Below are 24,154 nucleotides of genomic sequence, written 5' to 3'. Positions count from 1 at the left end.
TGGTAGCTTTCGGCCATGGATGATGCTGCTTCGGAGATAGCCAGATTGCGCGCCGCGCTTGCGGTATCGGAAGCGCGTGCCGCCTCCGCCGAGGCCGATCTCGCGCAGGTGCGCGCCGTCGTGACGACTTCGGAGGCGATGATCCGGCACCTCAAGCTCGAGATCGCAAAGCTGCGCCGTGAGCAGTATGGCCAGAGCTCGGAACGGCGCGCCCGGCTGATCGACCAGATGGAACTGCAGCTCGAAGAACTCGAAGCCGACGCCACCGAAGACGAGATCGCGGCTGAACGCGTGGCAGCGAAGATCACAAATGTCTCCGCCTTCGAACGCCGCCGGCCGGCCCGCAAGCCGTTTCCCGAACATCTGCTGCGCGAGCGCCTGGTCATCGAAGCTCCCACGCAATGCGCCTGCTGCGGCTCGGCCCGGATCGTGAAGATGGGCGAAGACGTCACCGAGACGCTGGAGGCGATCCCGCGCCAGTGGAAGGTGATCCAGACGGTGCGGGAGAAGTTCACCTGCCGGGACTGCGAGAAGATCAGCCAGCCACCGGCTCCCTTCCATCCGACTCCGCGTGGATGGGCAGGTCCCAACTTGCTCGCCACGATCCTGTTCGAGAAGTTCGGTCAGCATCAGCCATTGAACCGCCAGGCCGAGCGCTATGCCAGGGAAGGCGTCGATCTCAGCCTCTCTACGCTGGCCGATCAGGTCGGGGCCTGCGCGACGGCGCTGCAGCCGATCCATGACCTGATCCGTGCCCATGTTCTGGCAGCCGTTCGGCTGCATGGTGACGACACCACCGTGCCGCTTCTGGCCAGGGGTGCAACAAGGCAGGCAAGGTTATGGACCTACGTCCGCGATGATCGTCCCTTTGCGGGCGGCGCGCCGCCGGCGGCGCTCTTCCACTTTTCTCCGGACCGGGAGAAGACCCATCCCAACACGCATCTTGCCGGATGGCACGGCATACTGCAGGCGGATGCCTATGGTGGCTACAACGATCTCTATCGTGCGGGTCGCCGCCCCGAACCGGTCAAGAGCGCGCTCTGCTGGAGCCATGCACGGCGCAAGTTCTTCGAACTGGCCGATATCGCCGGCAACGTGCGCAAGGGCAAACCTGCCCACGAGATATCGCCTGTCGCGCTCGAGGCCGTCGCCCGCATCGACGCGCTCTTCGATATCGAGCGAGGCATAAACGGGAAGTCCGCCGAGGAAAGACTGGTAGCGAGGCGGCAACATGCGCGTACGATCGCCGAGGAACTGCACGACTGGCTCATGGCCCAGCGTTCCCAGATGTCGAAGCACAATCCCGTCGCCAAGGCGATCAACTACATGTTCGAGAAGGACGGGCGCTGGGAAGCCTTCACCCGGTTCCTCGACGATGGCAGGCTCTGCATGTCGAACAATGCGGCCGAGCGCGCCCTGCGCGGGATAGCTCTCGGAAGAAAGGCGTGGCTATTCGCCGGCTCCCAGCGCGGCGGCGAGCGTGCTGCCTTCATGTATTCCCTGATCGTCACGGCCAAGATGAACGACATCGATCCGCAGGCCTGGCTGGCGGACGTGCTCGCTCGCATGCCTGGCATCCCCGTGTCGCGGCTGCCGGAACTGTTGCCGTGGAACTGGTCTTCCGCAGGCCACGTCCACCAGAAAGCAGCCTGATGGCGCGCCCGACGCATGTCTACACGATCGACTATGTCGCCTCGCTGATCGGCGAGAACATTGAACTTCTCCAGAAAATCGCCAACAATTCCGACAACATCGACTACGGCGAGATGATCCATGTCCATGACGGCAGCGAAGAGGGCATCACCACCTTCACGGACCGGGGGATCGAAAGCTTGCAGGAATTCCTCGCCGATATCCGCACCTGGGACGGAGGTGTGCGGCAGTTCCTTATCGACGAGCAATGTGATCCGGAAAGGATCGAACGCATCATGGCGGACCAGCCTAAATCATAAGCTCCGCGGCCTTCGCCGGATGGATACGAATGTCATCAACCCTGAGCGCAAGAGCCTCGGAGACACGCAGTCCCGTGGATGCAATCAACCCAAAAAGCATGACGTAGAGTTCGCGCCGCAGCGGATTGGGCCTTTGGTGCCTTAGATGACCGGTAGTATCGAGAATCCGCGCTATCTCGTCCGCTGTATAGATGTAGGGAACCGGCCTATTGGTGATCCGCTTGATATCTGGGGGCGGTATCTCGTGGCGAGGGTCTTCCGCCTGCAGGAAGCGAGCAAACAGGATAATGGCTGTCAGGCGATGCGCCATGGCGTTTGGGCTTTTGGCCGCCATGGGCAACCATGTAAGTGCTGTTGCAGTGCGAATGTGGCTCTCGCCGCGTTCCGCTGCAAAGCGCGCGAAGGCAAGGAGATGCCGTTCGGCCTGGACAAGCTTATAACCTAGCGCGCGGCGCAGACTGATATAGCGATCGACGTCGGCACTCAGCATGGTAACCTCCCGCCCCATGGTTGCGCGATCTCGGACAAGAGGCCGATGTCTACCTTGGCGTAGAGCGCAGTCGTCGATGGAGAACGGTGACGCAACACGGCTCCAACGCCGGCAAGGCTCGCGCCGTTACGCAGCATCGCGGTCGCCGCCGAGTGGCGGAGCACATGCGCACCTCGATGGTTACTTTCAATCCCCGCTCTGTCGAGCCCGCGGCGCACGATACATTTCACGGCAATTCGGCTGAGTGGCCTGATCGGTGCAATATCCGTCAGGAACACTCGAGTCGTCGCAATGCGCGGCCTTGCCCGCTCGATATAAGCTAAAATGGCATCGCCAACGTCTTGAGGTAGCGGGAGCCGTTCCTCCCGCCGGGCCTTGCCGACAAGCGTTATTCGGCCATTTTTCCAATCAATGTCACAGAAAGTGAGATTGGCGGCTTCGCTGGCCCTGAGGCCCAGCCGAGCCAGGAGCAGCATGACAGCGCGGTCGCGTAACCGGCTTTCGCCGCCACAAGCGGCAAGGAGGCGGTCGATATCACTTTGACCAAGGAAACGCGGTGTCGTCGCCAGTTGCCAGCTCGCAAAGCTCGGAACTGCATATTCCCGACCAGCGGGGCATTGCCCGATCGCCACAAGATATTTGAGGTAGGCGCGCGTTGCGACAGTGATACCCTGAGCCCGCGCGCGGCCGTGCGGCTTCGCGCGATCGAGCACGAAGCCGCGGATCGCGCCTGCCGTATAAACATCCGGATCAGTGCCGAGCGACACCAGAAGATCGATCAAGATTGGCTGATAGGTATCGAGTGTGGAATCCTTGATACCACGCTGCTCCCTCATCCAGCATCGGAACGCGGCAAGCGCCGGCCAGGTCTCTTCCAGCGACGGGTGCAGTTCTGGAGGCAGAATGTTCTTCTCGTGCAGATAAGAGAGGAACAGCCCGGCCGCACCCTGCGGAGCACGCGCTTTTTTGCTACCTTGGAACACCGACACCGATGCGGCGAAGCCAACAGCGAGCGTGTCGATCTCGAAGCCGGTCGCTCGTACCCAGTCGCTCCATAGCGCCAACAGGCGCACCACCTCCACGATCGTTGCAGGCGAATAATTCCGCTGGGATAACCACTCCTTGAACCCATCGACATGCGGCTGTAGCCAGTTGATCCGAACATTAATACTGCGGGGATGTCTGTACTTTCGCTTTGTCACTATTACCTCCAGTTGCTTGTCGGCGCCGGAGAAGTCCGGCGTGTTGAACAAATCGGAGGTTTAAAGTCCATTCCAGCAGTCGGTATGCAGCTCATCCGTTATCGGCACGTTTGGCCTCACAGGCCGACGTGTCTTGCTGCTGGTCCTCAAGATGATGACAATGACATCGGTAGGGGCAATGACACTGCGACAGCGGTGTTCCTGTTGATGATGAGGCGATCATCCACGTCGTTCTCTGCCGACAATGCAGCGAAGCCCCGATACGGCCTCTCATCTCGGCTGGTCTGGCGCCGGTCCGGCCTTGGCCTGCAACGGCTTCGCCGACCTTCTTCCCCTGACCGCAAGCGGCCATTCCTCGCGAAGCAACAAGCTCGGCTACCGCCGTCCTCCGCTGGCGCTGTGGTCCTTTGGATGCAGCAGGCCAACCCGTCGCCTCTTGACCGCCATCGAGGCCGCATCGGGCGGCTTCGAACAACTCTCAGGAGAAACGACAATGGCTCAGATCGGCACCTTCACCCGCGACGAAACCGGCGCCTACAACGGCACCATCAAGACCCTCACCCTCAACGTCAAGGCATCCATCAAACCCTGCGACCGCGACAACGATCGCGCCCCGGACTTCCGGGTCACAGCAACGGGTGTCGAGTTCGGAGCCGGCTGGAGCCGGACCGCCCGCGAAACCGGCGCCGAATACCTCTCGCTCAAGCTCGACGATCCATCCTTCACAGCTCCGGTCTATGCCTCCCTCGTCCAGGGCGACAAAGGCGAGCACAAGCTCATCTGGTCTCGCTGACCAGCACCACGGCGCTCCGCTCACAGCGGGGCGCCCTCATTCGATCACATAGCCCAGCGCGCGATAACCCACTCGTCGCTTTGCGGCCATCCGGGCCAGCACCGGAACGGTGCTGTCGACATAATCGACGACCAGGACGTCCCGCTTTCCATCATGCTGACGATGCAGACGGCCGACATACTGCGCCAGAGTTCCCTTCCAGGCGATCGGCATGGTCAGGAACAACGTGTCGAGCCGGGCGTCATCGAAGCCTTCCCCGATATAGCGGCCTATCGCTAGTATCAGGCGCTCATCATCATCCGCGACATTCAAGGCCGTGTTGGCCTGCTTGCGATCCTTCGCCGACATGCCGCCGCGTAGCACCACCAGATTTTTCACGAACGGCGAGAACTTCTGCTGCAGATAGTCGAGGTGATCCTTACGCTCCGTCAGCAGGATGGGCGAACGTTTGGCCTCGAGGGATTTCAACACATCATCGAATATCAGGTCATTTCGGCCTTGGTCCTGCGCAAGGGCCGCATAGATCGCTGGCATTGACGGGCGCTCTGCCGAGACGAGTGACGCTGGCAACTCAAACTTCGTCGAACGGTCGCGGGCACGGTGGCGAATACCACGCTCGGCAGCTTGAACTCTTGCATCGACCCGATGGCGAACGGGGCCGCATTGCATGAAGATGATCGGATGATGACCGTCCTTTCGGGCAACGGTGGCAGATAAGCCGACGACATATCGCGCCTTGGATCTGCGAGCGACAAGTTCAAAACTTGCAGCGGACAGATGGTGGCACTCGTCGACAATCAGATGACCGTAATTTCCCACGATGTCATCGACCTCGCCATTGCGAACCAGGCTTTGGATCAGCGCCACATCGACGATCCCTGTCGGCTTCCTTTTCCCGCCACCGATGATGCCGATCTGCTTTGGGTCGATGCTCAGGAAGGAACTCAGACGCTCTACCCATTGGGTGAGAAGCTCTCTGCGGTGAACAAGAACCAGCGTGTTGCGGCTCCGATGCGCTATGAGTGCAGCTGCGACAACTGTCTTACCGAAGGCAGTCGTGGCGGCGAGCACGCCGTTATCGTTGGCGACAAGAGCATCAAAGGCCCGCGATTGTGGCCGTCGCAGTTCCCCTTGGAACGAGACGCCGGCGGGTAGAGCCTCTCCATCTTCGCGGAGATCCTCCAGAATGGCGGTCGCGCCATGGCTCCTGATCAACTCTACAGTTTCGTCGAAGCAGCCTCGTGGCAGCGCGACATGGCGTGGGTGAAGTTCGGCACATGAGATGATCCGCGGCTTGCCGAATGTCGGCAATCGCATTGCTTGTGCGCGATAGAATTCCGGGTTCTGGAATGCTGCCAGGCGCACGAACTGCGCAATCAGCGCGGACGGAAGCTCGGTCCTATCGATGTAAACCTGGTCGGCGATCACGACCTTGATGCTTTGCGGGATCGCAGCCTCAATTCGCCGCGGCTCGCTCCGACGTGACGGCAACATCTTCCACGGCTCATCGGCATGTTCGTCATCGACTGGTATCCGGACGCCCAAGACCCGCCCCGACAATTCGGCTTCGTCGGCGATCCTGAAGACTTCGTCCGCCGACAACCTGGGTAAAGACGACAGGTATGCCCACTGGTCATCGTAGGGTTGCAGGTCGCCATCGACAAAAACGCTGTTTCCATTTTCGCGGGCTTTCCTTTGCAAAGGAAGCGCGATCAGATTGCCGAAGCCGCCAAGTGGCATCGTATCCTGGTTGGGAAAGAAACGGTCGTAAGACGTGAAGCCGATCTCGGGGCGGTTCTCCATCGTCTCTGTTATCAGCGCGGCCCCCAGTTGTCGGGCGATCTTCGCGGGAACGGGTTCGGAGAACAATATCCAGACATGGCCTCCGTTTCCTGACCTCGACCGTTCGAGGGCTGCGGCAATCCCTTTTGCACGACAGGTTGCCAGCAACGCTCTGGTATCGTCCGCCCAGCTTTCCTTGTCGAAGTCAGCAGCAAGGAACCAGCATGTTTCGTCTTGCAGCAATGGATATACGCCGGCAACAAAGTCGCTTGACCGGGCATCGCCACCACGAAGGTGCTTTTCGATGATGCCCTCGGAATACGGGATGAACGCTTGATGGGGGCAGTCCCCACATTTCACCTTCGGCTTGCCGCAGATTCCTTTCGCCCACTCGTTGGAACAGGATGGCGAATAGCCGGTGCGTCCATCCTTTCTATTTTCCCATCGCACCGGAAAGACATCGGGGCGCCCGGCAAACAGCTGCCGGAATAACTCCACCTTCTCCATCGACGGTGAGCTGTTGGTAACAGGGGCATCGGCGAAGGCTGGCTTCTCGGCGGCAACCTGGCTATCGGAAATCAGCTGTTGCTCAAACGCTTCCAGCTCACGCTCAAGCGCCATCCGCTCGTCATTCAGATCGGCTAACCGCCGTCGAATGCGCGCAATGTTCTCCCAAGCATCATTCTTTTCCGCCAACTTTGCAGCTTTCGCCTAAATGATCCTGCGGACCAGCATAGGCCAAAGACGTCCGTATTTTAAGACGCACTATCTATCTCAGCGGCACAGAAGGCTCCGGAATTATGCGGAGTAAAATCCACCGCAAACACCGGCAAAAGCAGGCTTCAGCGACCAACACTCCGCAAAATCCCGCTCTCTGCATAATCGACGCTCCCGGCGTAGACGCGAACTGCGGGCCCTTGTCGGAGGGGTTTTCGACCCGGGCGATGCGGGCTTTGACGTTAAGGGCGAGCGTGCGGATGGAGCCGGTGAAGCCGTTTTCGGTGGAGGTGAATGTGCCGATGGTTGCCATTTTCGTATTCCGTGCGCCAAGAGTGACGGCTGGAAACCGTCACGCGCACTTTTTGCCCCTGCAGGGTGGGAGACCCTGCCGCCAACGCGCCGCAAGCGCGGGGGCTGAAGCAGACGGGTGAGGTAAGCCGGGTGCCTTCGGCAAGCCATAAATAAGCAGAACCCGTCAAAGTCGGACGGCCAGGGACTTCCGCCCGTGGCCGGTCCGGCAAGCATGCCTGTTATGGGAAGAATAATCGAACCGATGTTTGAAGCCTCGTTGCAACATGGAACCTGCCAAGCCGGAAGTGGGCAGGTCGGTCGAAAGACCGGAGAAGCGCCGATCTCCGCTGGATTACCGGGGATCAGGGGCGTGCGCGGTCGCGCGCGTCAGCCAGCGGCCCAGCTTGCGGTGGCCGATGGCCGGAGTTCTCACGGGGTAGAGTCGGTCCCTAAGGCAGGCGAAGGGACAACAGGTGAACTTGGGAACCTTGCCGTGTTCTCTCCCGCCGGACGGCGCGAGATGATCGAGGCGACCGATGATCGGCGCGGCTGGGGGCGGAGTCTTCGTAGTAGTCCGAGGGCGGGAAAGCCGTCCACATGGCGAAGGGAGACAGTGAGTGAAGCAAGCCGGCAGGAGGTGGGCCGATGAAGCCCGATGCGGTGAATACCGTGTTCGTCCTCGACATGCAGCGCAAACTTCACAGGTGGAGTGTCGCGGACGCCGACAAGGTGTTCGCGGATCTGTTCAACATCGTATGCGACCGCAGGACGCTCTCGGAAAGCTGGCGACGCTTGTCCCGTAACAAGGGCAGTCGAACACCGGGAACCGATGGCGTCACGCGGAAAACGGTTGAAGAGCGGCCGGGCGGCGCTGTGCAATTCGTCGAGGATATCCGAAATGAGCTGCGCGGCGGCACATATCGGCCCGAGCCTGTCCGGCAAAGGCTGATCCCAAAACCGGGCAAACCCGGCAAGGTGCGTCCACTCGGCATTCCAACGCTCAAGGACCGACTGGTACAAATGGCTTTGAAGCTCGTGCTGGAACCGATCTTCGAGGCGGACTTTTATCCGACCTCATACGGCTTCCGGCCCGGCAGGAGCACCCATGATGCGCTGGCGAACATCCAGCGTCATTTGCACCCCACACCCAGCGGCACCTCCGAGTACCGCTTCGTGATCGAAGGGGACATCAGGGGCTGCTTCGACGCCGTCGATCATCATGTGCTGATGGAGCGAGTACGCTGCCGTGTCGGAGATCGAAAGGTTCTCTGGCTCGTACTCGCCTTCCTGAAGGCCGGTGTCATGGTCGAGGGCTCCGTCCGCCACCCTGTCACGGGCACCCCGCAGGGTGGCATCATCTCGCCGTTGCTGGCCAACATCTATCTGGCTGCCATTGACGAGAGGTATGGACGGTGGTCGATGCGTCCTCGCGAGCGACCGCAGAATGCAGCCGATCGGCGGCTTTACGACCGCCGGAGAAACAGGCCGACATTCTTCGCCGTTCGATATGCCGACGACTTCGTCGTGCTGACGGACGGAACACGTGAGGAAGCGGAGACCGAAAAGCTGGCGCTAGCGCAGTTCCTACAGCAGGAATTGCGCATGGAACTGTCGATGGAAAAGACCAGGATCACCCAGGTTGGGGAAGGCTTCGACTTCCTCGGCTATCGGGTAGTGCAGACCAAGGCTCGCCGCACCGGCCGTATGGTCGGCAATCTCTTCATACCGAAGAGCAAGCTGAAGGATCTGCGCCACAAGATCAAGGTCAGGGTGAAGGAGACACCGACAGGTCAATCCCTTGCCGATCTCATCGAGAGCCTCAACCCGGTCATCACCGGCTGGCGAAATTACTACCGCTACGCCACATGGGCCACGCGGGACTTCTCCGGTCTGGATTGGTGGCTATGGGAGCGCATCGGGCGATGGCTGCGCAAGAAGTATCGAAAGGCGACATGGCGTGAGCTATGTCGCCGCTTCCGTGCAACAGCACCCGACAGCCGCTGGCGATGGGTCGACGGACCGAAATCGCTGCGGTTCTTCCGGGAGGGCGGGTCAACCCGCTTCCCGTTCCGGGGCATACGAATACCAAACGGATGGAACGACCCTGACGAGAAGTTCCGAAAAGGAGCTGATCGCTTCTGGGCATCGTTCGACACCCTCATGTCCGTGTGAGGGCCACCCGTGGCGATAGCCACGCATGGAGAGCCGGTGGCTTGGAAAACTTGCACGTCCGGTTCGGCGAGAGGGGCGCAGAAACCACCTGCCGCGAGGCAGGCAGGCGCTGTGCTCCTACTCTACTTTTCTCGTGTTCGGGCCGCGCCCATCGCGGCCTCGATAGCTGTCAAAAGACCGGTGACGATCGGACCGCACCCAATAGGGCCGTAATGAAATGGAGGGCGGCAAGTCGCAAATTTGTTAGTGGGAGAGGAGGAGCCTTTAGGCTTCCGGGGTAAGAAATCTGCGGCTTGCCGTTGCGGGAAGACGATCGAGGCGCGGCCGGTCTCCGGTCAGACATGCCTCATCGAGCCCGCAGATGGGTTGCCGGAAACTCTGACGTAAAAGGGATAGGCAATGGCTTTCTGCTACACTTGCGTTGGGCAAGAATGGCACCCTTGGCCATGCCGCACTTGCATCAACGCCGTTGCACGCTTCAGTCGGAGACCGAGCCCCTCCCATCGTTGGCCTGCTTGCCCGCAACGCCCCGTGCGATATCGTTGCGCTCGTGAATCGCTGCCCGGAGGATCAATGCGTCAGCAGACCAAACCGTTCATCATCGAACGCAAACCGTCCCGCAAACCCAAACCCGCCGCTCAAAAACCGTCGATCTGGGGAAGGCTGGATGCTGACATCTCCCAAGGTCTGAAGGACCAACGGGATGAGGTTCACTCGGCCGCCACTGTTGGTGACGACCGCGCCTGAGCGTCAGGCCGCAGCCTTCACATCCGCTCCCGGCTGCAAGGAATGCAGGAATGTCACGGCTCGTTGCGCATGGGCTGCCGCCTGGAAGATCGCCCGCTTGTCATTATCGAACAGAACACCCCGGCGAAGTTCTTCGAAAACCCGGAACAGGATCGCACGAAGACCTTCCTGACCCAGATCGCGCACTGAACCGCCGGCGAGCGAAACAGGTCGTTTGCCGCTCCCGACAGGCGGAACGGCAAACGACCGCTCTCCTCCGGCAGGGACGGAGGAGAGTGTCCCGGAAGAGGCACCAAGCGGTGTCGGCGACGGACTCCGGCGATACCCTCCCAAGACCGATCGGCTGCCGCTGCAACGAGGATGAGCGGCAGCCGATCCGCTCCCTTCAGCGGCGGTGTGAAGGGAGCCATCCGGATTGGCTGCGAAGTGCGGTCGCTAACCGAATGGCTCGGCGACCGTCTCGCGGGCCGTAATGCTCAGGATCTCGTCGGTCACTTCGTGCACACCCTTCATTCCGCCGACCCTGAAGAGCAGGCCTTGCTCGCGGTAGTATGCCGAAAGAGGAAGCGTGGCTACGCGGTAGGCCTCCAGGCGCACCCGCATCGTATCGACGTCATCGTCCTTCCGGACCTCCGTAGAATTCGCTAGGGCGGCCCTGGCCCTGTTCAGGACGCGTTCCAGAACGACGGCTTCGTCTACGACCAGTTCGATCACAGCATCTAGCCTCTCGTCGGGGAGCAAGCCGTCAAGCCACTGGGCTTGTGCGACGTTTCGGGGGAATCCGTCGAGTATGAAGCCCCGTGCCGCGTCGCCTTGTTGTAGACGGCGGGCGACGACATCGGAAATGAGATCGTCGGAGACGAGACCTCCAGCCTCCATAGTCGCGCGGATCGAGAGCCCGAGTTCGGTACCGGAACGGACTTCCGAACGGAGTATCTCCCCGGTTGACAGGTGCGGTATCTTGTACCGACGGGACACTATTTCCGCCTGTGTGCCCTTGCCGGCACCCGGCGCGCCTAGAAACATCAGCCTCATGTTCGTTCCCTTTTATCAAGCTGCCGCTTTGTTCTGTCGGTTCGCGATAAGATCATCCACGACAGCCGGATCGGCGAGCGTGGAGGTATCCCCGAGAGCTCCGAAATCATCCTCTGCGATCTTCCGCAAAATCCGGCGCATGATCTTGCCCGAACGCGTTTTCGGCAGGCCCGGCGCGAACTGAATCTTGTCCGGCGCGGCGATGGGCCCGATTTCGCCGCGGACATGCTTGACGAGTTGCTGCCTCAGTTCATCGGATTCCTCCGCGGCCGCCATTAGTGTCACGTAGCAGTAGATGCCTTGTCCCTTGATGGCATGCGGGTAGCCGACGACCGCCGCCTCCGACACGAGATCGTGCGACACGAGAGCGGATTCCACTTCCGCCGTTCCGAGGCGATGGCCCGACACGTTGAGCACGTCGTCAACGCGCCCCGTGATCCAGTAGTAGCCGTCCTCGTCCCGACGGCAGCCATCTCCCGTGAAGTACTTGCCCTTGTAGGTCGAGAAGTATGTTTGGATGAAGCGGTCGTGGTCGCCGTAAACGGTGCGCATCTGGCCGGGCCAGCTGTCAGCGATACAGAGGTTGCCGTCGGCCGCCCCTTCGAGGACATTGCCATCGTCGTCCACGAGTTCTGGCTTGACCCCGAAGAACGGTGTCGTCGCCGATCCCGGCTTGAGGTCCGTCGCCCCTGGCAGCGGAGTGATGAGATGGCCACCTGTTTCAGTCTGCCACCACGTGTCGATGATTGGACAACGCCCCTGCCCCACGACGTCGTGGTACCAGTGCCATGCCTCCGGGTTAATCGGTTCGCCGACGGTGCCGAGAAGACGCAGACTGGACCGGTGCGACCGGGTGACGAACTCGTCACCCGCACCCATCAACGACCGTATTGCGGTCGGGGCTGTGTAGAAGATGTTGACCTTGTGCTTGTCGATGACTTCCCAGAAACGGCCCTGGTCGGGGAAGGTCGGCACGCCCTCGAACATCAAGGTCGTCGCGCCGTTCGCTAAGGGGCCGTATAGTATGTAGGAATGCCCAGTGACCCAGCCCACATCGGCCGTGCACCAGTAGACGTCGCCCGGGTGATAGTCGAACACGTATTCGTGGGTCATGGCGGCGTAGACGAGATATCCGCCCGTGGTATGCACGACGCCCTTGGGCTTTCCCGTCGAACCCGATGTGTAAAGGATGAAAAGCGGATCCTCGGCATTCATGCTTTCCGGAGCACACGTGGCGTCGACAGTCTCGATCTCCCGGTGATGCCAGATATCTCGCCCAGGTGCCCAGCCGATCTTGCCCCCCGTACGCCGCACGACGAGGACTTTATCGACGAGCACATGCTGGCGTGCGGCGATGTCGATTGCCTTGTCCGTATTGTCCTTGAGGGGGACTGCCTTGCCGCCGCGAAGTCCCTCGTCGCAGGTGATGACGAAGGTCGACTCGCAGTCCACGATACGGCCAGCGAGGGCTTCGGGCGAGAACCCCCCGAATACGACCGAATGCACGGCTCCGATCCGGGCGCAGGCGAGCATCGCATATGCGGCCTCGGGGACCATCGGCATATAGATCGTAACCCGGTCGCCCTTCTTCACGCCATACTTCTTCATGACATTCGCCATGCGGCAGACATGCTCGTGAAGTTCCCTGTAGGTGATCTTGCGGTCGATATAGGGGTTGTCGCCCTCGAAGATAATCGCGGTCAGATCCCCATGCTGGTCTAGATGGCGGTCGACGCAGTTGTAGGAGACGTTCGTTTCGCCGTCTTCGAACCACTTGATCGAAACGTCCCCCGTAAACGACGTATTCTTCACGACCGTGAATGGCTTGAACCAATCGATCCGCTTGCCGTGCTCAGCCCAAAACGCATCCGGGTCTTTCAGGCTTGCCGCGTACCACTGGTCGTATTTGGCCCTATCGATAAGCGCGCGGTCCTTGACCGGTTGCTGTACCGGATAAACCTTCTGTGACATCGGTACTCCTCCTCACTATGCTCTTGATGTGTTGGCCAGACTCGCCCCTATCGCGTCAGCCTGTGAAAAATCGCCAGAAGGTGGGACGGCAGTTGCTCGACCCTCGTTACCGTCGTCGCTCCCTTGCGACCGAAAATCCGGTCGGCGTAGGACGGTGCGTCGGAGCCGAGCGCCACGCAGAACGTGTCGATCCCCTTCTGATTGACTGAATGGACCGCGGCCCGGGCGTCCTCCACGAGGTAACGCTCGTCGTCCACGTCGATATCCGAAGGCTCCCCGTCGGTGACCACGAGCAACAGACGTCGGTAGCTTCGTTGCCGTGAAAGGTCCTTGGCAGCATGCCTGATAGCCGTTCCGAGCCGGGTGGACATTCCGCTATCCAGCCCGGCGAGACGCATCTTTGTCCCGAGATCGTAGGGCTCCGCGAAATCCTTGATCCGGAAATACCGGACGTCTTCACGTGTGTCTGAACAGAATGCCGCCAAGGCGAATTTGTCGCCCAGCCCGGCTATCGTGCTTGATAGCAGGGCAGTTGAAACGCGCTCCACGTCGAGGACTTTCCTCGCCCCGCCCTGAACGGCATCGGCGGTGGAGTTCGACACGTCGAGCAAGATCAGGACGGAAAGGTCTCGACTTCTCCGTTCGTAGCGGCTGTAGACCCTGAAATCGGGAGCTACGTTCATCCGACTGGAAATCGCAGCGTCGATGCAGGCGTCCATGTCGAGGACATCGCCGTCCGCCTGTCGTCGCAAGCGTTCGGTTCGGCCCGTCCGCGCGGCACGGATCATGTTCGCCAGCTTGGACGAGATATCGGCATGTGCCTTCTCGGCGAGAATGATCGAGTCGGCCGGCTTTTCCGGAACGCGGTGTTCTCGAACAGAACACCACTCGGTGCGATCCTTGCGCACGAGGTAATCGTATTCGGGATACCGGGCGACGAGAACTCCTTCGGACGCATCGCGGCTCAGGGATACCTTTCCGACAGCCTCGCTATCGGCTCTTTCTTCGGCTTCGTCATCCGGTTTCCCGTCGTCGCGCTGCTGCTGCTCGACCCGAGCGCCTTCGACGATGTCCTGCATTTCGATTGCCGGTTCCCCGGCGTCGCCGAAATCCCAGATACCGATGTTGTCGTCGCGATATGCGGGCTGGACGACATATCCCTTGGCGTCGAACCGGATACGCATTTGACCGAGGTCGTTGCCGAGGAGGCCGCCGATCGTCCTGCTGAGCGACTGGTCGGACAGATCGAGGTCGGCTGCCTGCTCGAACAGCGTTCGTCCCTTTTCGATCCAGCCATCGGGGTCGCGGTAGTCGCTGTCGATCAGGGCTCTCGCAAGCCTTGCCAGGAGCGACGTGGCCAAAGGCGGGCCGCCGGGCTTGGCGACATGAAAAGGCAGCCACAGTTCTTCCAGACCCGGCAACTCGCGGATCGCCAGACGTTCTACGCGAGCGTCCTCGATCACGGAAATGACGGCGAGCTGGAATGGCTTCAACGATCCGACGGGAAACAGATGCTCCGTGAAGTGATGGTGAGCGCCGACGTGGGCGACGGCGGCGCGATAGATACGACGCGACTCTTCACCCTCGAACCCGGCAAACGAGGGCGGCATCCGGATACCCCCGCCTCCGAACCCCACGCGGCGTCGCATCGGCTCGGGCATGTCGGGTGCGGCGACCTGCATGGGTGGCTCGATGCCCCACACGGCGCGTAGGTACGGTCTAAGCGTTCCCTGCAGCGCAGCGTATCGATCCGCACCTTCCTCGACGTCGAAGAAGCGCCTGGCCTCCGGGTCTTCCATTTTGAAAAAAGCCGCCTGTCTTTCGGGGTGGCGACGTCCGATCGCGATACCCATCGACACGAACGCTTTGAACCCGGCGAGGTCGACCCTGCCGAGGATTTTGGCGCTGTTCTCCAGCAGCACGACGACCGCTGAGGGAGCGGCCTTCGCTGCATTCTCCACGATGAGCAGCCATTCGATGACTGCGTCCGGTCGGTGAAGTAGTTCCGCCGCGGCGACGGCGCTGTCCGGCAAAATGGAAGTCGTCCGCTTGTCCGTCCGGATCGCGAACTCCGAGACGGCACGACCCAATCTCAGTACGGGCTCGAGCCCCGAGATAACCGCGAGCTCGGGTCCCCGCCGAAGGTAGGCGCTGGCGACGAGATCACCGTACCCGGCCTGGTCGATTCTTTCGTGAGCCGACTTCCACTCGGCATCCCATCGCCCGGCATTGAGGAGGTCGGCGTGCGAAGGCATCAGAAACAGACCGATACGGCGGCGGTCAACGCTTCGCGGACGTCGGGGTCGTCGGTGATAGGGAGAATGATCGCCATCCGACAGGCCTGGGCGATCGGAATGCCCTGCCTCGTCAACATGGCGGCATGGATCAACATTCGCGTCGATGCCCCCTCGTCGAGACCGTGACCGCGTAGATTGCGCGACCGCTGCGCGACGCGAACCAATGCGCTCGCTATAGCGGACTCCACGCCCGCTTCCTTCGCTACGATCTCCGCTTCCGCCGCGTCGTCCGGATAGTCGAAGCCGATCGCCGAAAACCGCTGCTTTGTAGATTCCTTGAGGTCTTTCAGGACACTTTGATATCCGGGATTGTAGGACACGACGATCCTGAAATTCGGATGAGCGCGCACCACCTCGTTCTTTTTCTCCAACGGGAGAATACGACGGTCGTCGGTCAGAGAATGGATGACGACGGTAGTGTCCTGCCTGGCTTCCACTATTTCATCGAGATAGCATATCGCGCCAAGGCGGGCCGCCATGGTAAGTGGGCCGTCGTGCCACTTGGTGCCGTCGGCGTCGAGCAGAAATCGCCCTACGAGATCGGCGGCCGTCATGTCTTCGTGACAGGAAACGGTCACCAGGGGCTGGCCGAGACGCCATGCCATGTGTTCCACGAAACGGGTCTTGCCACATCCGGTCGGCCCCTTGAGCATGACGGGGATGCGCATCCGGTAAGCGGCCTCGAACAGCGCGACTTCCTCACCGGAGGCGCGGTAAAACGGCTCCTCGACGATCGCGAAATCCTGCAGGGCGTCGGGTATGGCGGAAGCTTGATCGAGGTTGGTCCTGGGCTGCATGCTGAAATCCTTAGATGATCTCTCCTGGCGGACAGGCCGCCCGCCAAGAGGGTGTTGATTACGGCATCAACGATGGGCGGTCGTGGAATTGGGAATACCCTCGATCGGGCATTCTTCAGTTCCGACAGTGCCGCGGGTCATGGCCTCGACCATTTCGCGCGTGCCCTCCGGATCGCTGATCCACTTCGCATAGAAGTTGTACGGGCATGCAGCCGTACCCTTGTCGCCGTCACCCGAGTTGATGAGGCCCGTGTAGCCGCGGTGGAGAAGCTTAAAGAGGTGGTTCTGAGACTGCCCGTTCTTACGGGCGTCCCTGATCGCCGACACGGAGAGCTGGGCATATTGGATGCCGTTCTCCTCGGTGCCGCATTCGCCGAGCGTCCGGCCGTCGAAGCCGACGATGGCGGAATGACCGAAGTAGGAATAGACGCCGTCCCACCCGGCGGCATTCGCCACGGCGACATAGACGTTGTTTGCCCATGCCATGGATTTGGACATCTGGACCTGCTGGTCCTTTGCCGGATACATGTAGCCCTGGCAGCGGACGATAAGTTCCGCGCCGCGCATCGCGCAATCGCGCCAGATCTCGGGATAATTTCCGTCATCGCAGATGATGAGGCTGATCTTGAGACCTTTCGGCCCCTCGGACACGTAAGTGCAATCGCCCGGGTACCATCCCTCGATCGGAACCCAGGGCATGATTTTCCGATACTTCTGGACGATCTCGCCCTTGTTGTTCATGAGAATGAGCGTGTTGTAGGGAGCCTTTTTGGGATGCTCCTCGTGACGTTCGCCCGTCAGGGAGAAGACGCCCCACACATTCGCCTTACGGCAAGCCTCGGAAAAGATCGCGGTCTCGTCGCCGGGAATCTGGGAGGCGGTTTCGTACATTTCCTTGGAATCATACATGATGCCGTGGGTGGAATATTCCGGGAAAATCACGAGGTCCATGCCAGGAAGGCCGACCTTCATTCCCTCGATCATGTTCGCGATGTTTCGCGCGTTCTCGAGGACTTCGGCCTTCGTGTGGAGCCTTGGCATCTTGTAGTTCACGACGGCAACGCCGACCGTGTCTTTGCTGCTGGTGATATCGCCGTGGTACATAGTCGTTCTCCTCACATTGTCGTTTCTGGGTTTGGCGGATGGTCGTCTTCCGAGGCCTGCATTCCTAGTGGGCGCAGGCCTCGGACATGATGGACGCGAAGCGGTGGGAGGCCCGCCCCGCGAAACGGTCGTCTGCCGGAGCGGCGATTGACCGATCGCTCCGCCTCAAGTTCTTTCTCCCTGGCAAGAATAAAAAAGGCCCCGGAACGGCTGCTTGAGAGCAGTTCGTTCCGGGGCCTTTTTGCCACCTATGTAGTTCGGCTCTGTTGCCGACAAGCTGCCCGGCGAAAACCGAACACAAAAAAAAGCCCACGTTCCGCAAAGCGAAAAGCGTGGGGTCACATCACCCGTATTTCGATGGCATCTTTGCCATACCGATGTGACGAAGACTAGGTTAGAGGTTGGCTCGAGTCAACAACGAGTTGGCAGCAGCGATGTGGAAATGCGCTTATGAGGTACTCGCCATTCGCCAACAAAAGCTGTTGACGTCATAGTACGTGTTCGCTAGCTTTTCTTCGCTGGCAACAACGCCATCCAAATCCAAGGTAACGACGCCCCACGTTCGCTTCGCGAGACGTGGGTTTTTTTTCCGCACACGTGCCCTCAAACACGGCACGGGTCTGGAGATGTCGTCATGAATACCGACAAAGGGGAACTCGATGAACATCCTACTCCGCACCCTCTGCCCTGTCCTTTTCGCAGCAGCGCTAACATCCACAGTGCAAGCTGCCGAGACATCGTATCCGCTCAAGATACGGAATTGCGGTCGCGACATCACGATCGAGAACGCCCCTACCCGGACGGTTTCGATTGGCCAGAGCAGCACAGAAATCCTCTACAAACTGGGTTTAGCCAACAAAGTCGTCGGGACCGCTCTCTGGGTGGGTCCAGTCCTCAAGGGGTACGAAGAAATCGATTCCAAAATCGAACGACTTGCCGACAACGATCCGAGTTTCGAAAGCGTCCTGTCTAAAAAGCCGGATTTGATCACCGTTCAGTTCCAATGGCAGGTCGGGCCGGAAGGCGTCGTCGCCAAACCCGAGCAGTTCGATGAGCTCGGAATTCCGGTCTACATCTCGCCGTCGGATTGCGTCGGCAAGGAGAATTCGGCCGCGAGCGACGGAGTGAGACATCAGGTCTTTACCATGGACCTCGTTTACCAGGAAATCCGTGATGTAGCCGCCATCTACAACATCCAGGACACGGGAGAGGAGGTTGTCGCAGACCTCAAAAAAAGAGAGCAAGCGGCACGAGATAAAGTCGCAGGACTGGGAGGAAAGGTGTCGGCGGTATTCTGGTTTTCGAGTGCGGCACAAGCTGACCCCTACGTCGCGGGCAAGAACGGTGCGCCCGGCTACATTATGTCCGCGCTCGGCATCAAAAACGTCATCGAGACCGATGACGAATGGCCCACCGTCGGTTGGGAGACGATCGCCAAGAAGAACCCCACCGTCATTGTGGCCGGGTCAATGGAGCGCCGTCGCTACCCGATGGACAGCCTCGAATCAAAGATGGCGTTTCTCGAGAGCGACCCCGTAACGCGGTTGATGGAATCCGTCGAGCGAGGCCACGTCTTTCCGATGGACGCCCAGGCCATGAACCCGACGATACGCACGATCGAGGGCATCGAGACGTTAGCCGACGCGATTGAGAAGGCCGGGCTCGCGAAATGACCAAGCCCGGCTCACCTTTCTACAAGACAGGGATGGCCCTCGCCGCAGTCGCCGTCCTCCTGGTGAGCGTCTGCATGGGGGCCGCGATCGGCGAAACCGCGATCCCCATGGCGACCGTCGGGCAGACGATCGCCAACAAAGTTTGGGGTGCCGGATATCCCGTCGCCCCATTGGATGAAGGCATCGTATGGAGTTACCGGCTGAGCCGGGCTGTCGTTGCCGCGTGTTGCGGCTCAGCACTGGCTATCTCTGGAGTGGCGCTGCAGTCCCTGCTGCGCAACCCGCTAGCCGACCCCTACATCCTCGGCATTTCGGCGGGAGCCTCTACGGGAGCGGTCAGTGTCGCCATCCTCGGGCTGGGCACCGGCATGCTGAGCCTTCCCCTCGGTGCTTTCCTCGGTGCGCTCACGGCGTTCCTGCTGATTAGCCTCCTCGCCTTGAAAACCGGTACCGGAACCACCGCCATCATCCTGGCAGGTGTTGCCGGCTCGCAGCTCTTCAACGCGCTGACGTCCTTTATCGTGACAAAGGCGGCGACAGCGGAACAGGCGCGTGGAATCATGTTCTGGCTTCTCGGAAATCTGTCCGGCGTAAGGTGGCCAGACGCGTACCTTGCTATTCCGGCAACCCTCCTTGGCCTCCTCATCTGTCTCTGGCACTCGCGTGCGCTCGACGCGTTCGCGTTCGGTTCGAACTCGGCAGCGTCACTCGGCATATCCGTGCTCCGGACCCAGATCGTCGTTATCGGCGCTTCTGCCGTAATGACCGCGACGATGGTGTCGATCGTCGGCTCGATAGGGTTCGTCGGCCTGGTGATACCCCATGCGGCAAGAATGCTGGTAGGTGTGAGACACGGTGTGCTGCTGCCCGCATCGGCGCTCATCGGGGCGGTTTTCATGATCCTCGCGGATATATTCTCACGCACCCTCATTCCCGGACAGGTTCTCCCCGTAGGTGTGGTGACCGCCCTGGTGGGCGCTCCGGTGTTCGCCGTCATCCTAGCGAAAAAGAGAGAACGGGCATGAAGCTATCGGCGAACCAGCTCTCTTGGTCTATAGGCGAAACAACCCTCCTCCGGTCGATTTCCTTCGACGTTGCGGACGGCGAATTCTTCGGAATTGTCGGCCCGAACGGCTCGGGCAAGACGACGCTGATGTCCCTTCTTTCCGGAATACGCAAACCCCAGGTCGGCAGCGTAACGCTGGATGGTTTACCGCTGTCGAAAATCGGTAGACGCGACGTTTCCCGAAGCATCGCCCTGGTGGAACAGCAAGCGGAGACCGGAGAACGCCTCACCGCGCGTCAGGCGGTCGAACTTGGCCGCACTCCCCACCTCGGCGCATATACACCCTGGAGGCAGATAGACACTGAGACCGTGAACCGGGCGCTTCGAAACGTGGACATGGAACATCTCGCGGGACGATACTGGCACACCCTCTCGGGCGGCGAGCGCCAGAGGCTTCACATAGCCCGGGCCCTTGCACAGGAACCCAAGGTGCTTCTTCTTGACGAACCGACCAACCATCTCGACATCGGCCACCAGATCGACCTTCTCGATCTGGTCGGGAAACTCGACCTTACTGTAGTCACGGCATTGCATGATCTTAACCATGCGGCCCTGTTCTGCGACCGGATCGCGCTTATGCAAAACGGATCGCTGGTTGCGCTCGGCAAGCCGTCCGAAGTGCTGACAGTGGATTGCATCCGCGAAGTCTTCGGCGTCGAGGCCGAGGTGGAAACCATCGGGCACGGCAGCTGTAACATTCGTTTCGTGCCGCGCGGTCGGGTTCACCAGGCTCGCGAGGGCAGGCTCAAGGCCGCCAGTTAAGGAAGGGAAACCTGTGAACCCGCGGAACTACGATCTCAAAGAAGACATCCGGGAATACTGGTCTCTAAGAGCGGAGACCTTTGACCTCGCCTTCGGGCATCGCATCGCCCCCGGACCTGAACAGGATGCTTGGACGGCGTCTATCCAAAACATTCTGGGGGACGGGAAAAAGAGGGTTCTCGAGCTTGCCTGCGGGACGGGCGAAATAACGAAGGTCATTCTCTCGTTAGGGCATGACGTAACGGCAATCGACTTTTCCAAGAAGATGCTGGCGGTCGCCCGGGGAAAACACACCGGGTCCGCTAAAGTGCGTTTCGTTCTCGGGGACGCGGAGAACACCATGGAGCCCGACGACGCCTATGACGCGATCGTTTGCCGTCACCTCGTCTGGACGCTGACGGACCCGCGTAAGGCTATTGCTGAATGGCTACGGGTGCTCAAGCCGGGTGGCAAGCTAATCGTCTTCGACGGCAACTGGGCGACCAAGCCGTTCATCGGACGGTGCGCCGAAATTGGCGTACGGTGCCTCGAGCGCTTCGTCGGTCATGATCCCCTATACGAAAACGTCATGACGGAGAAACATGCCAGCATCATGGCCCGACTTCCTTTCAGCGAAGGTCTGACATTCGAGATGATCGCCCAGCTCCTCGACGAAACTGGATACACGGCGATCTCCCGGATCAAACACGGTCCGATAACGTCGGCACAGCGCCAACGCGCAACGCTGCGGAACAGGCTACGGACATTATTCTACGCGCGATTTGCAGTCGTCGCCGAGCGTCCCCTCGTTCCTTACGCCCTTATACGCGACGGGTATCAAGGGAACAGCTCGGATCTTGGCGACACCAAATGGGCAAGCCTAAAGCACGATGGCCTTTAATGGCTCTAACTATGGTCTCCTAGTACTACAGTTGCGTTTGATGGCGTGTTTTATAATGTGAGGTCATTGCGGAAGCCTGGTGGCTTCGTCGCCATAGTGACCAAGCGAGGATGTAGCGAACTCTGATCGGCGGCGGCAGCAGTAGTCGCGTAATCAGATAGCGGATCTCTGCGACGGTCGGCAATAATGCAAGTATCCGGATCAGGCGGCGATTGGAGGATTTGGACTCCTTTCGTTCGGTTTGCCAGTAGCCACGCGGCGTAGATCAGCGCCGAGCTTGGCGAGGAAAGCTGCGGCAGCCATGACGAGCGTCATGTGTCGGTTCCAGCCATGCCACGAGCGTGCTTCGCAATGATCCAGGCCGAGGTCATCTTTAGCGCGCTGAAAGCACTCCTCCACTGTCCACCGCAGCCCGGCGGCACCCGCCAACTCGCTCAGTTCTGTACCGGCACGCGCAAAGACAAAATAATAGGCGCGTGCGTCCGGTTCGCGCCGGCTGCGACGGATGAGAAGCCAACGTTCCCATTGCCCATCAGGACGAGAGCTCAAAGGAATACGGGCCCAATCGTAAAGCCGAAGGCCCTTGGCACCTTCTCCGGCTGCATGACTGGACCAGGCTCCCGGCTCCAGTTCCGCGGCCATTGTTTCCGGATCAGTTTGCTCGAAGTGTTGCTCATGGACAAAGCGCAGGCGATGATTGGAACGAACTGCCAGACAATACGGCTGGCCGCGGCTTTCCAGCATGCGGCGTAGTTTGGAATCCGATCCATAGAGCGCACCAGCCAATACCCAGGCGCAAGGCACGCCAGCATCGAGCGCATCGGCAATGAGCTTGGCTGCAATGGTCGGCTTGGTCGCGAAGGCTTGCTGCTGCGGGATGTGAGCCGCCGCACGCCGCGATTCGTTTTCGCTCCAGTCTTTGGGCAAATAGAGCTGCCGATCGATCAGGGTTTGACCGTAACGGCTCGCATATGCAAGAAAGACGCCGACTTGGCAGTTCTCAATACGCCCAGCCGTGCCCGAATATTGTCGTGCGACACCGACCGAGTGTGTGCCCTTTTTCAGGAATCCTGTTTCATCGACCACAAGGACGCCGTCCTCATCGCCAAGTGCCTCTGTTGCATACGTGCGAACAACGTCGCGCAACGTGTCCGCATCCCATTGGCTGCGCCCCAACAGCGATTGCATTCGATAGGGGCTCTCCAGACCTGCCTGTTCAGCCATCAACCAGCCGGTCTTGCGCTCAACTCCGGACAACAAACCGTCCAGGAAGGCACCGGCCGATGCCCGGAGTTCACGTCGACCAAAGACCGGGCCTAGCCGCTGCTTCAGTGTATCGAGTTCCTGCTGCCATGCCACCACTGAACCGGACCAACCCGCGACAGACATCGAAATCTCTCCCATCAAACATCGGAAGTGAATCAGAATTTCGATGTAAACGCAACTGTAGTACTAGTCCGGCTGATAGCGACATACCTCAAATTCGGCAGCCATCCTCAATGCAAGTGATGGCCTGCGTTGGGAGTGTCATCAGGCTTCGGGCGACTCCCAAACGCCCTGCGCCGAACTATCTCGGGCAGCCACCGCTCGCGAGGAAGTTGCTGGATTACGGGCCCATCAAGCCGCTCAGAAGTCGGTGCACGATCGCGGACTAGCAGGCGCGCCGATAGATGCATTGACTGTAGGGGGCTGTCGATGAGTAGTGAGGTCAGGCGGTCGAACACAAGAAGGTCGGCGACGTCCGCAACGATTGTGACATGGTAGACGTTCGTCACGGCCATTGCCCTTGTAATCATAGCGGCGAGTGGCTCGGCTTCGAGAAGTCTCGCTCTCACCACGATTAGATCGGATATCTTCTGGCCAGGCTTATCCTCGTACTCCTGATATATTTGCGCCGTTTTCACTAGGTTCGGTGCCCGGACGATCTTCTCGTCGAGCCAATAGCACATCAGTGCTATTTCGGCGAAGTCTCCATAATCGTTGCCATTCATCCACTCGTCGATAAGAGTGCCGTCCCGATTGTCGAAAACCAGCGCTGTGTGAGGCCCCGCGACAATACTAGGAAACGACAGGGTTTCGTTTTGATGAACAGATGTGTCCGGTCGCCGACCATCAGGCATGATTGAACCTATCGATAGCTTCGTATACGGCCACTTGGTCCTTCGGCCGTGCAAGAAGCAAGTATTCGTCAAAATCGGCTCGTCGAAGCGAGCCGACTGCATACGAGAACAGGCCCGCGATCCCATTGATCTTGAGGCTCAGCACGTCTCGCTCATCTTTCAGCTCCACACCGATGTCGGTGAAAAAGTTTGCGTGATTGTAAAATCTAATACCGCGCATGGCTGTAAAGGGTGGCCAGCAACCACGCCCTTCAGCTTCCGCTCATCGTGTCATAACCCAAAGGCCCGATCGCTTCGATT

General features: G+C 60.0%; 18 protein-coding genes and 3 pseudogenes. 9 read left to right on the top strand and 12 right to left on the bottom strand.

The annotated features are described in order from the left end of the window. Positions 1-15 precede the first annotated feature (15 nt). A complete protein-coding gene (tnpC, locus tag AABF56_RS34165) occupies positions 16-1,653 on the top strand; it encodes an IS66 family transposase (protein WP_256121439.1) in 1,638 nt (545 codons plus the stop codon). Then, positions 1,653-1,952, top strand: a complete 300-nt coding sequence (locus tag AABF56_RS34160) for a hypothetical protein (protein ID WP_110808511.1) — start codon at positions 1,653-1,655, stop codon at positions 1,950-1,952. Before tnpC ends, AABF56_RS34160 begins: the two co-directional genes overlap by 1 nt. Here the strand turns inward: AABF56_RS34160 and AABF56_RS34155 are convergent. Both AABF56_RS34155 and AABF56_RS34150 read right to left on the bottom strand, forming a co-directional pair. Continuing rightward, on the bottom strand, positions 1,942-2,442 hold the full coding sequence (locus tag AABF56_RS34155; protein WP_272809329.1) for a hypothetical protein: 501 nt from the start codon (positions 2,440-2,442) through the stop codon (positions 1,942-1,944). The genes AABF56_RS34160 and AABF56_RS34155 overlap by 11 nt on opposite strands. Continuing rightward, positions 2,436-3,644 (bottom strand): tyrosine-type recombinase/integrase, encoded by a 1,209-nt coding sequence (locus tag AABF56_RS34150; RefSeq protein WP_272809330.1) that lies wholly within the window; start codon positions 3,642-3,644, stop codon positions 2,436-2,438. Before AABF56_RS34150 ends, AABF56_RS34155 begins: the two co-directional genes overlap by 7 nt. A 493-nt stretch (positions 3,645-4,137) precedes the next feature. On the opposite strand from AABF56_RS34150, the gene AABF56_RS34145 reads away from it, so the two are divergent. After that, on the top strand, positions 4,138-4,437 hold the full coding sequence (locus AABF56_RS34145; protein WP_024318408.1) for a DUF736 domain-containing protein: 300 nt from the start codon (positions 4,138-4,140) through the stop codon (positions 4,435-4,437). A gap of 36 nt (positions 4,438-4,473) precedes the next feature. On the opposite strand, the gene AABF56_RS34140 is transcribed toward AABF56_RS34145, so the two are convergent. Further along, positions 4,474-6,840 (bottom strand): TOTE conflict system archaeo-eukaryotic primase domain-containing protein, encoded by a 2,367-nt coding sequence (locus tag AABF56_RS34140; protein WP_445190523.1) that lies wholly within the window; start codon positions 6,838-6,840, stop codon positions 4,474-4,476. A 260-nt stretch (positions 6,841-7,100) separates the two neighbouring features. Next, positions 7,101-7,249 (bottom strand): annotated as a pseudogene (locus tag AABF56_RS34135) (DUF736 family protein); the annotation flags it as partial. 626 nt (positions 7,250-7,875) lie between these two features. Between AABF56_RS34135 and ltrA the strand changes: the two are divergent. Further along, the gene (gene ltrA / locus AABF56_RS34130) at positions 7,876-9,402 is read left to right on the top strand and encodes a group II intron reverse transcriptase/maturase (protein WP_272809205.1); all 1,527 of its coding nucleotides are present in this window, start codon (positions 7,876-7,878) and stop codon (positions 9,400-9,402) included. 573 nt (positions 9,403-9,975) lie between these two features. Then, positions 9,976-10,149, top strand: a complete 174-nt coding sequence (locus tag AABF56_RS34125) for a hypothetical protein (RefSeq protein ID WP_272809332.1) — start codon at positions 9,976-9,978, stop codon at positions 10,147-10,149. A 3-nt stretch (positions 10,150-10,152) separates the two neighbouring features. On the opposite strand, the pseudogene AABF56_RS34120 reads toward AABF56_RS34125, so the two are convergent. The 6 genes and pseudogenes from AABF56_RS34120 to AABF56_RS34095 all read right to left on the bottom strand — a co-directional run. Continuing rightward, a pseudogene (locus AABF56_RS34120) lies at positions 10,153-10,254 on the bottom strand (antirestriction protein ArdC); the annotation flags it as partial. A 330-nt stretch (positions 10,255-10,584) separates the two neighbouring features. Then, a complete protein-coding gene (locus AABF56_RS34115; protein WP_272809333.1) occupies positions 10,585-11,184 on the bottom strand; it encodes an adenylate kinase in 600 nt (199 codons plus the stop codon). Between the two features lie 15 nt (positions 11,185-11,199). Continuing rightward, a complete protein-coding gene (acs, locus tag AABF56_RS34110) occupies positions 11,200-13,155 on the bottom strand; it encodes an acetate--CoA ligase (protein WP_272809334.1) in 1,956 nt (651 codons plus the stop codon). Positions 13,156-13,202: 47 nt separating this feature from the next. Next, complete coding sequence (locus tag AABF56_RS34105; RefSeq protein WP_272809335.1) at positions 13,203-15,410, bottom strand: nitric oxide reductase activation protein NorD; 2,208 nt, start codon at positions 15,408-15,410, stop codon at positions 13,203-13,205. After that, positions 15,410-16,213: a CbbQ/NirQ/NorQ/GpvN family protein gene (locus AABF56_RS34100; protein ID WP_338341958.1), complete on the bottom strand. Its 804-nt coding sequence runs from the start codon at positions 16,211-16,213 to the stop codon at positions 15,410-15,412. Before AABF56_RS34100 ends, AABF56_RS34105 begins: the two co-directional genes overlap by 1 nt. Positions 16,214-16,315: 102 nt before the next feature. Beyond that, complete coding sequence (locus tag AABF56_RS34095) at positions 16,316-17,353, bottom strand: aliphatic amidase (protein ID WP_272809337.1); 1,038 nt, start codon at positions 17,351-17,353, stop codon at positions 16,316-16,318. A 725-nt stretch (positions 17,354-18,078) separates the two neighbouring features. Between AABF56_RS34095 and AABF56_RS34090 the strand changes: the two are divergent. The 4 genes and pseudogenes from AABF56_RS34090 to AABF56_RS34075 form a co-directional block, all read left to right on the top strand. Next, positions 18,079-19,026 (top strand): annotated as a pseudogene (locus tag AABF56_RS34090) (ABC transporter substrate-binding protein); the annotation flags it as partial. A 32-nt stretch (positions 19,027-19,058) separates the two neighbouring features. Next, positions 19,059-20,051 carry a FecCD family ABC transporter permease gene (locus AABF56_RS34085; protein ID WP_443021304.1) on the top strand — a complete coding sequence of 331 codons (993 nt, stop codon included), beginning with the start codon at positions 19,059-19,061 and terminating at the stop codon, positions 20,049-20,051. Continuing rightward, on the top strand, positions 20,048-20,854 hold the full coding sequence (locus AABF56_RS34080; protein ID WP_272809340.1) for an ABC transporter ATP-binding protein: 807 nt from the start codon (positions 20,048-20,050) through the stop codon (positions 20,852-20,854). The genes AABF56_RS34085 and AABF56_RS34080 overlap by 4 nt, the downstream gene beginning before the upstream one ends. Positions 20,855-20,867: 13 nt before the next feature. After that, positions 20,868-21,734 carry a class I SAM-dependent methyltransferase gene (locus AABF56_RS34075; protein WP_338341951.1) on the top strand — a complete coding sequence of 289 codons (867 nt, stop codon included), beginning with the start codon at positions 20,868-20,870 and terminating at the stop codon, positions 21,732-21,734. A 201-nt stretch (positions 21,735-21,935) separates the two neighbouring features. Here AABF56_RS34075 and AABF56_RS34070 read toward each other — a convergent pair whose 3' ends face one another. Beyond that, on the bottom strand, positions 21,936-23,123 hold the full coding sequence (locus tag AABF56_RS34070) for an IS701 family transposase (protein ID WP_272809243.1): 1,188 nt from the start codon (positions 23,121-23,123) through the stop codon (positions 21,936-21,938). Between the two features lie 107 nt (positions 23,124-23,230). Continuing rightward, the gene (locus AABF56_RS34065) at positions 23,231-23,854 is read right to left on the bottom strand and encodes a hypothetical protein (protein WP_272809244.1); all 624 of its coding nucleotides are present in this window, start codon (positions 23,852-23,854) and stop codon (positions 23,231-23,233) included. Positions 23,855-24,154: the final 300 nt, after the last annotated feature.

The sequence above is a fragment of the Shinella sp. WSC3-e genome (assembly GCF_945994535.1).
In the GTDB taxonomy this organism is placed as follows: Bacteria; Pseudomonadota; Alphaproteobacteria; order Rhizobiales; family Rhizobiaceae; genus Shinella; species Shinella yambaruensis.
The sequence above is the reverse complement of the archived record's forward strand: the minus strand, read 5'-3'. Positions and strand labels throughout refer to the sequence as shown.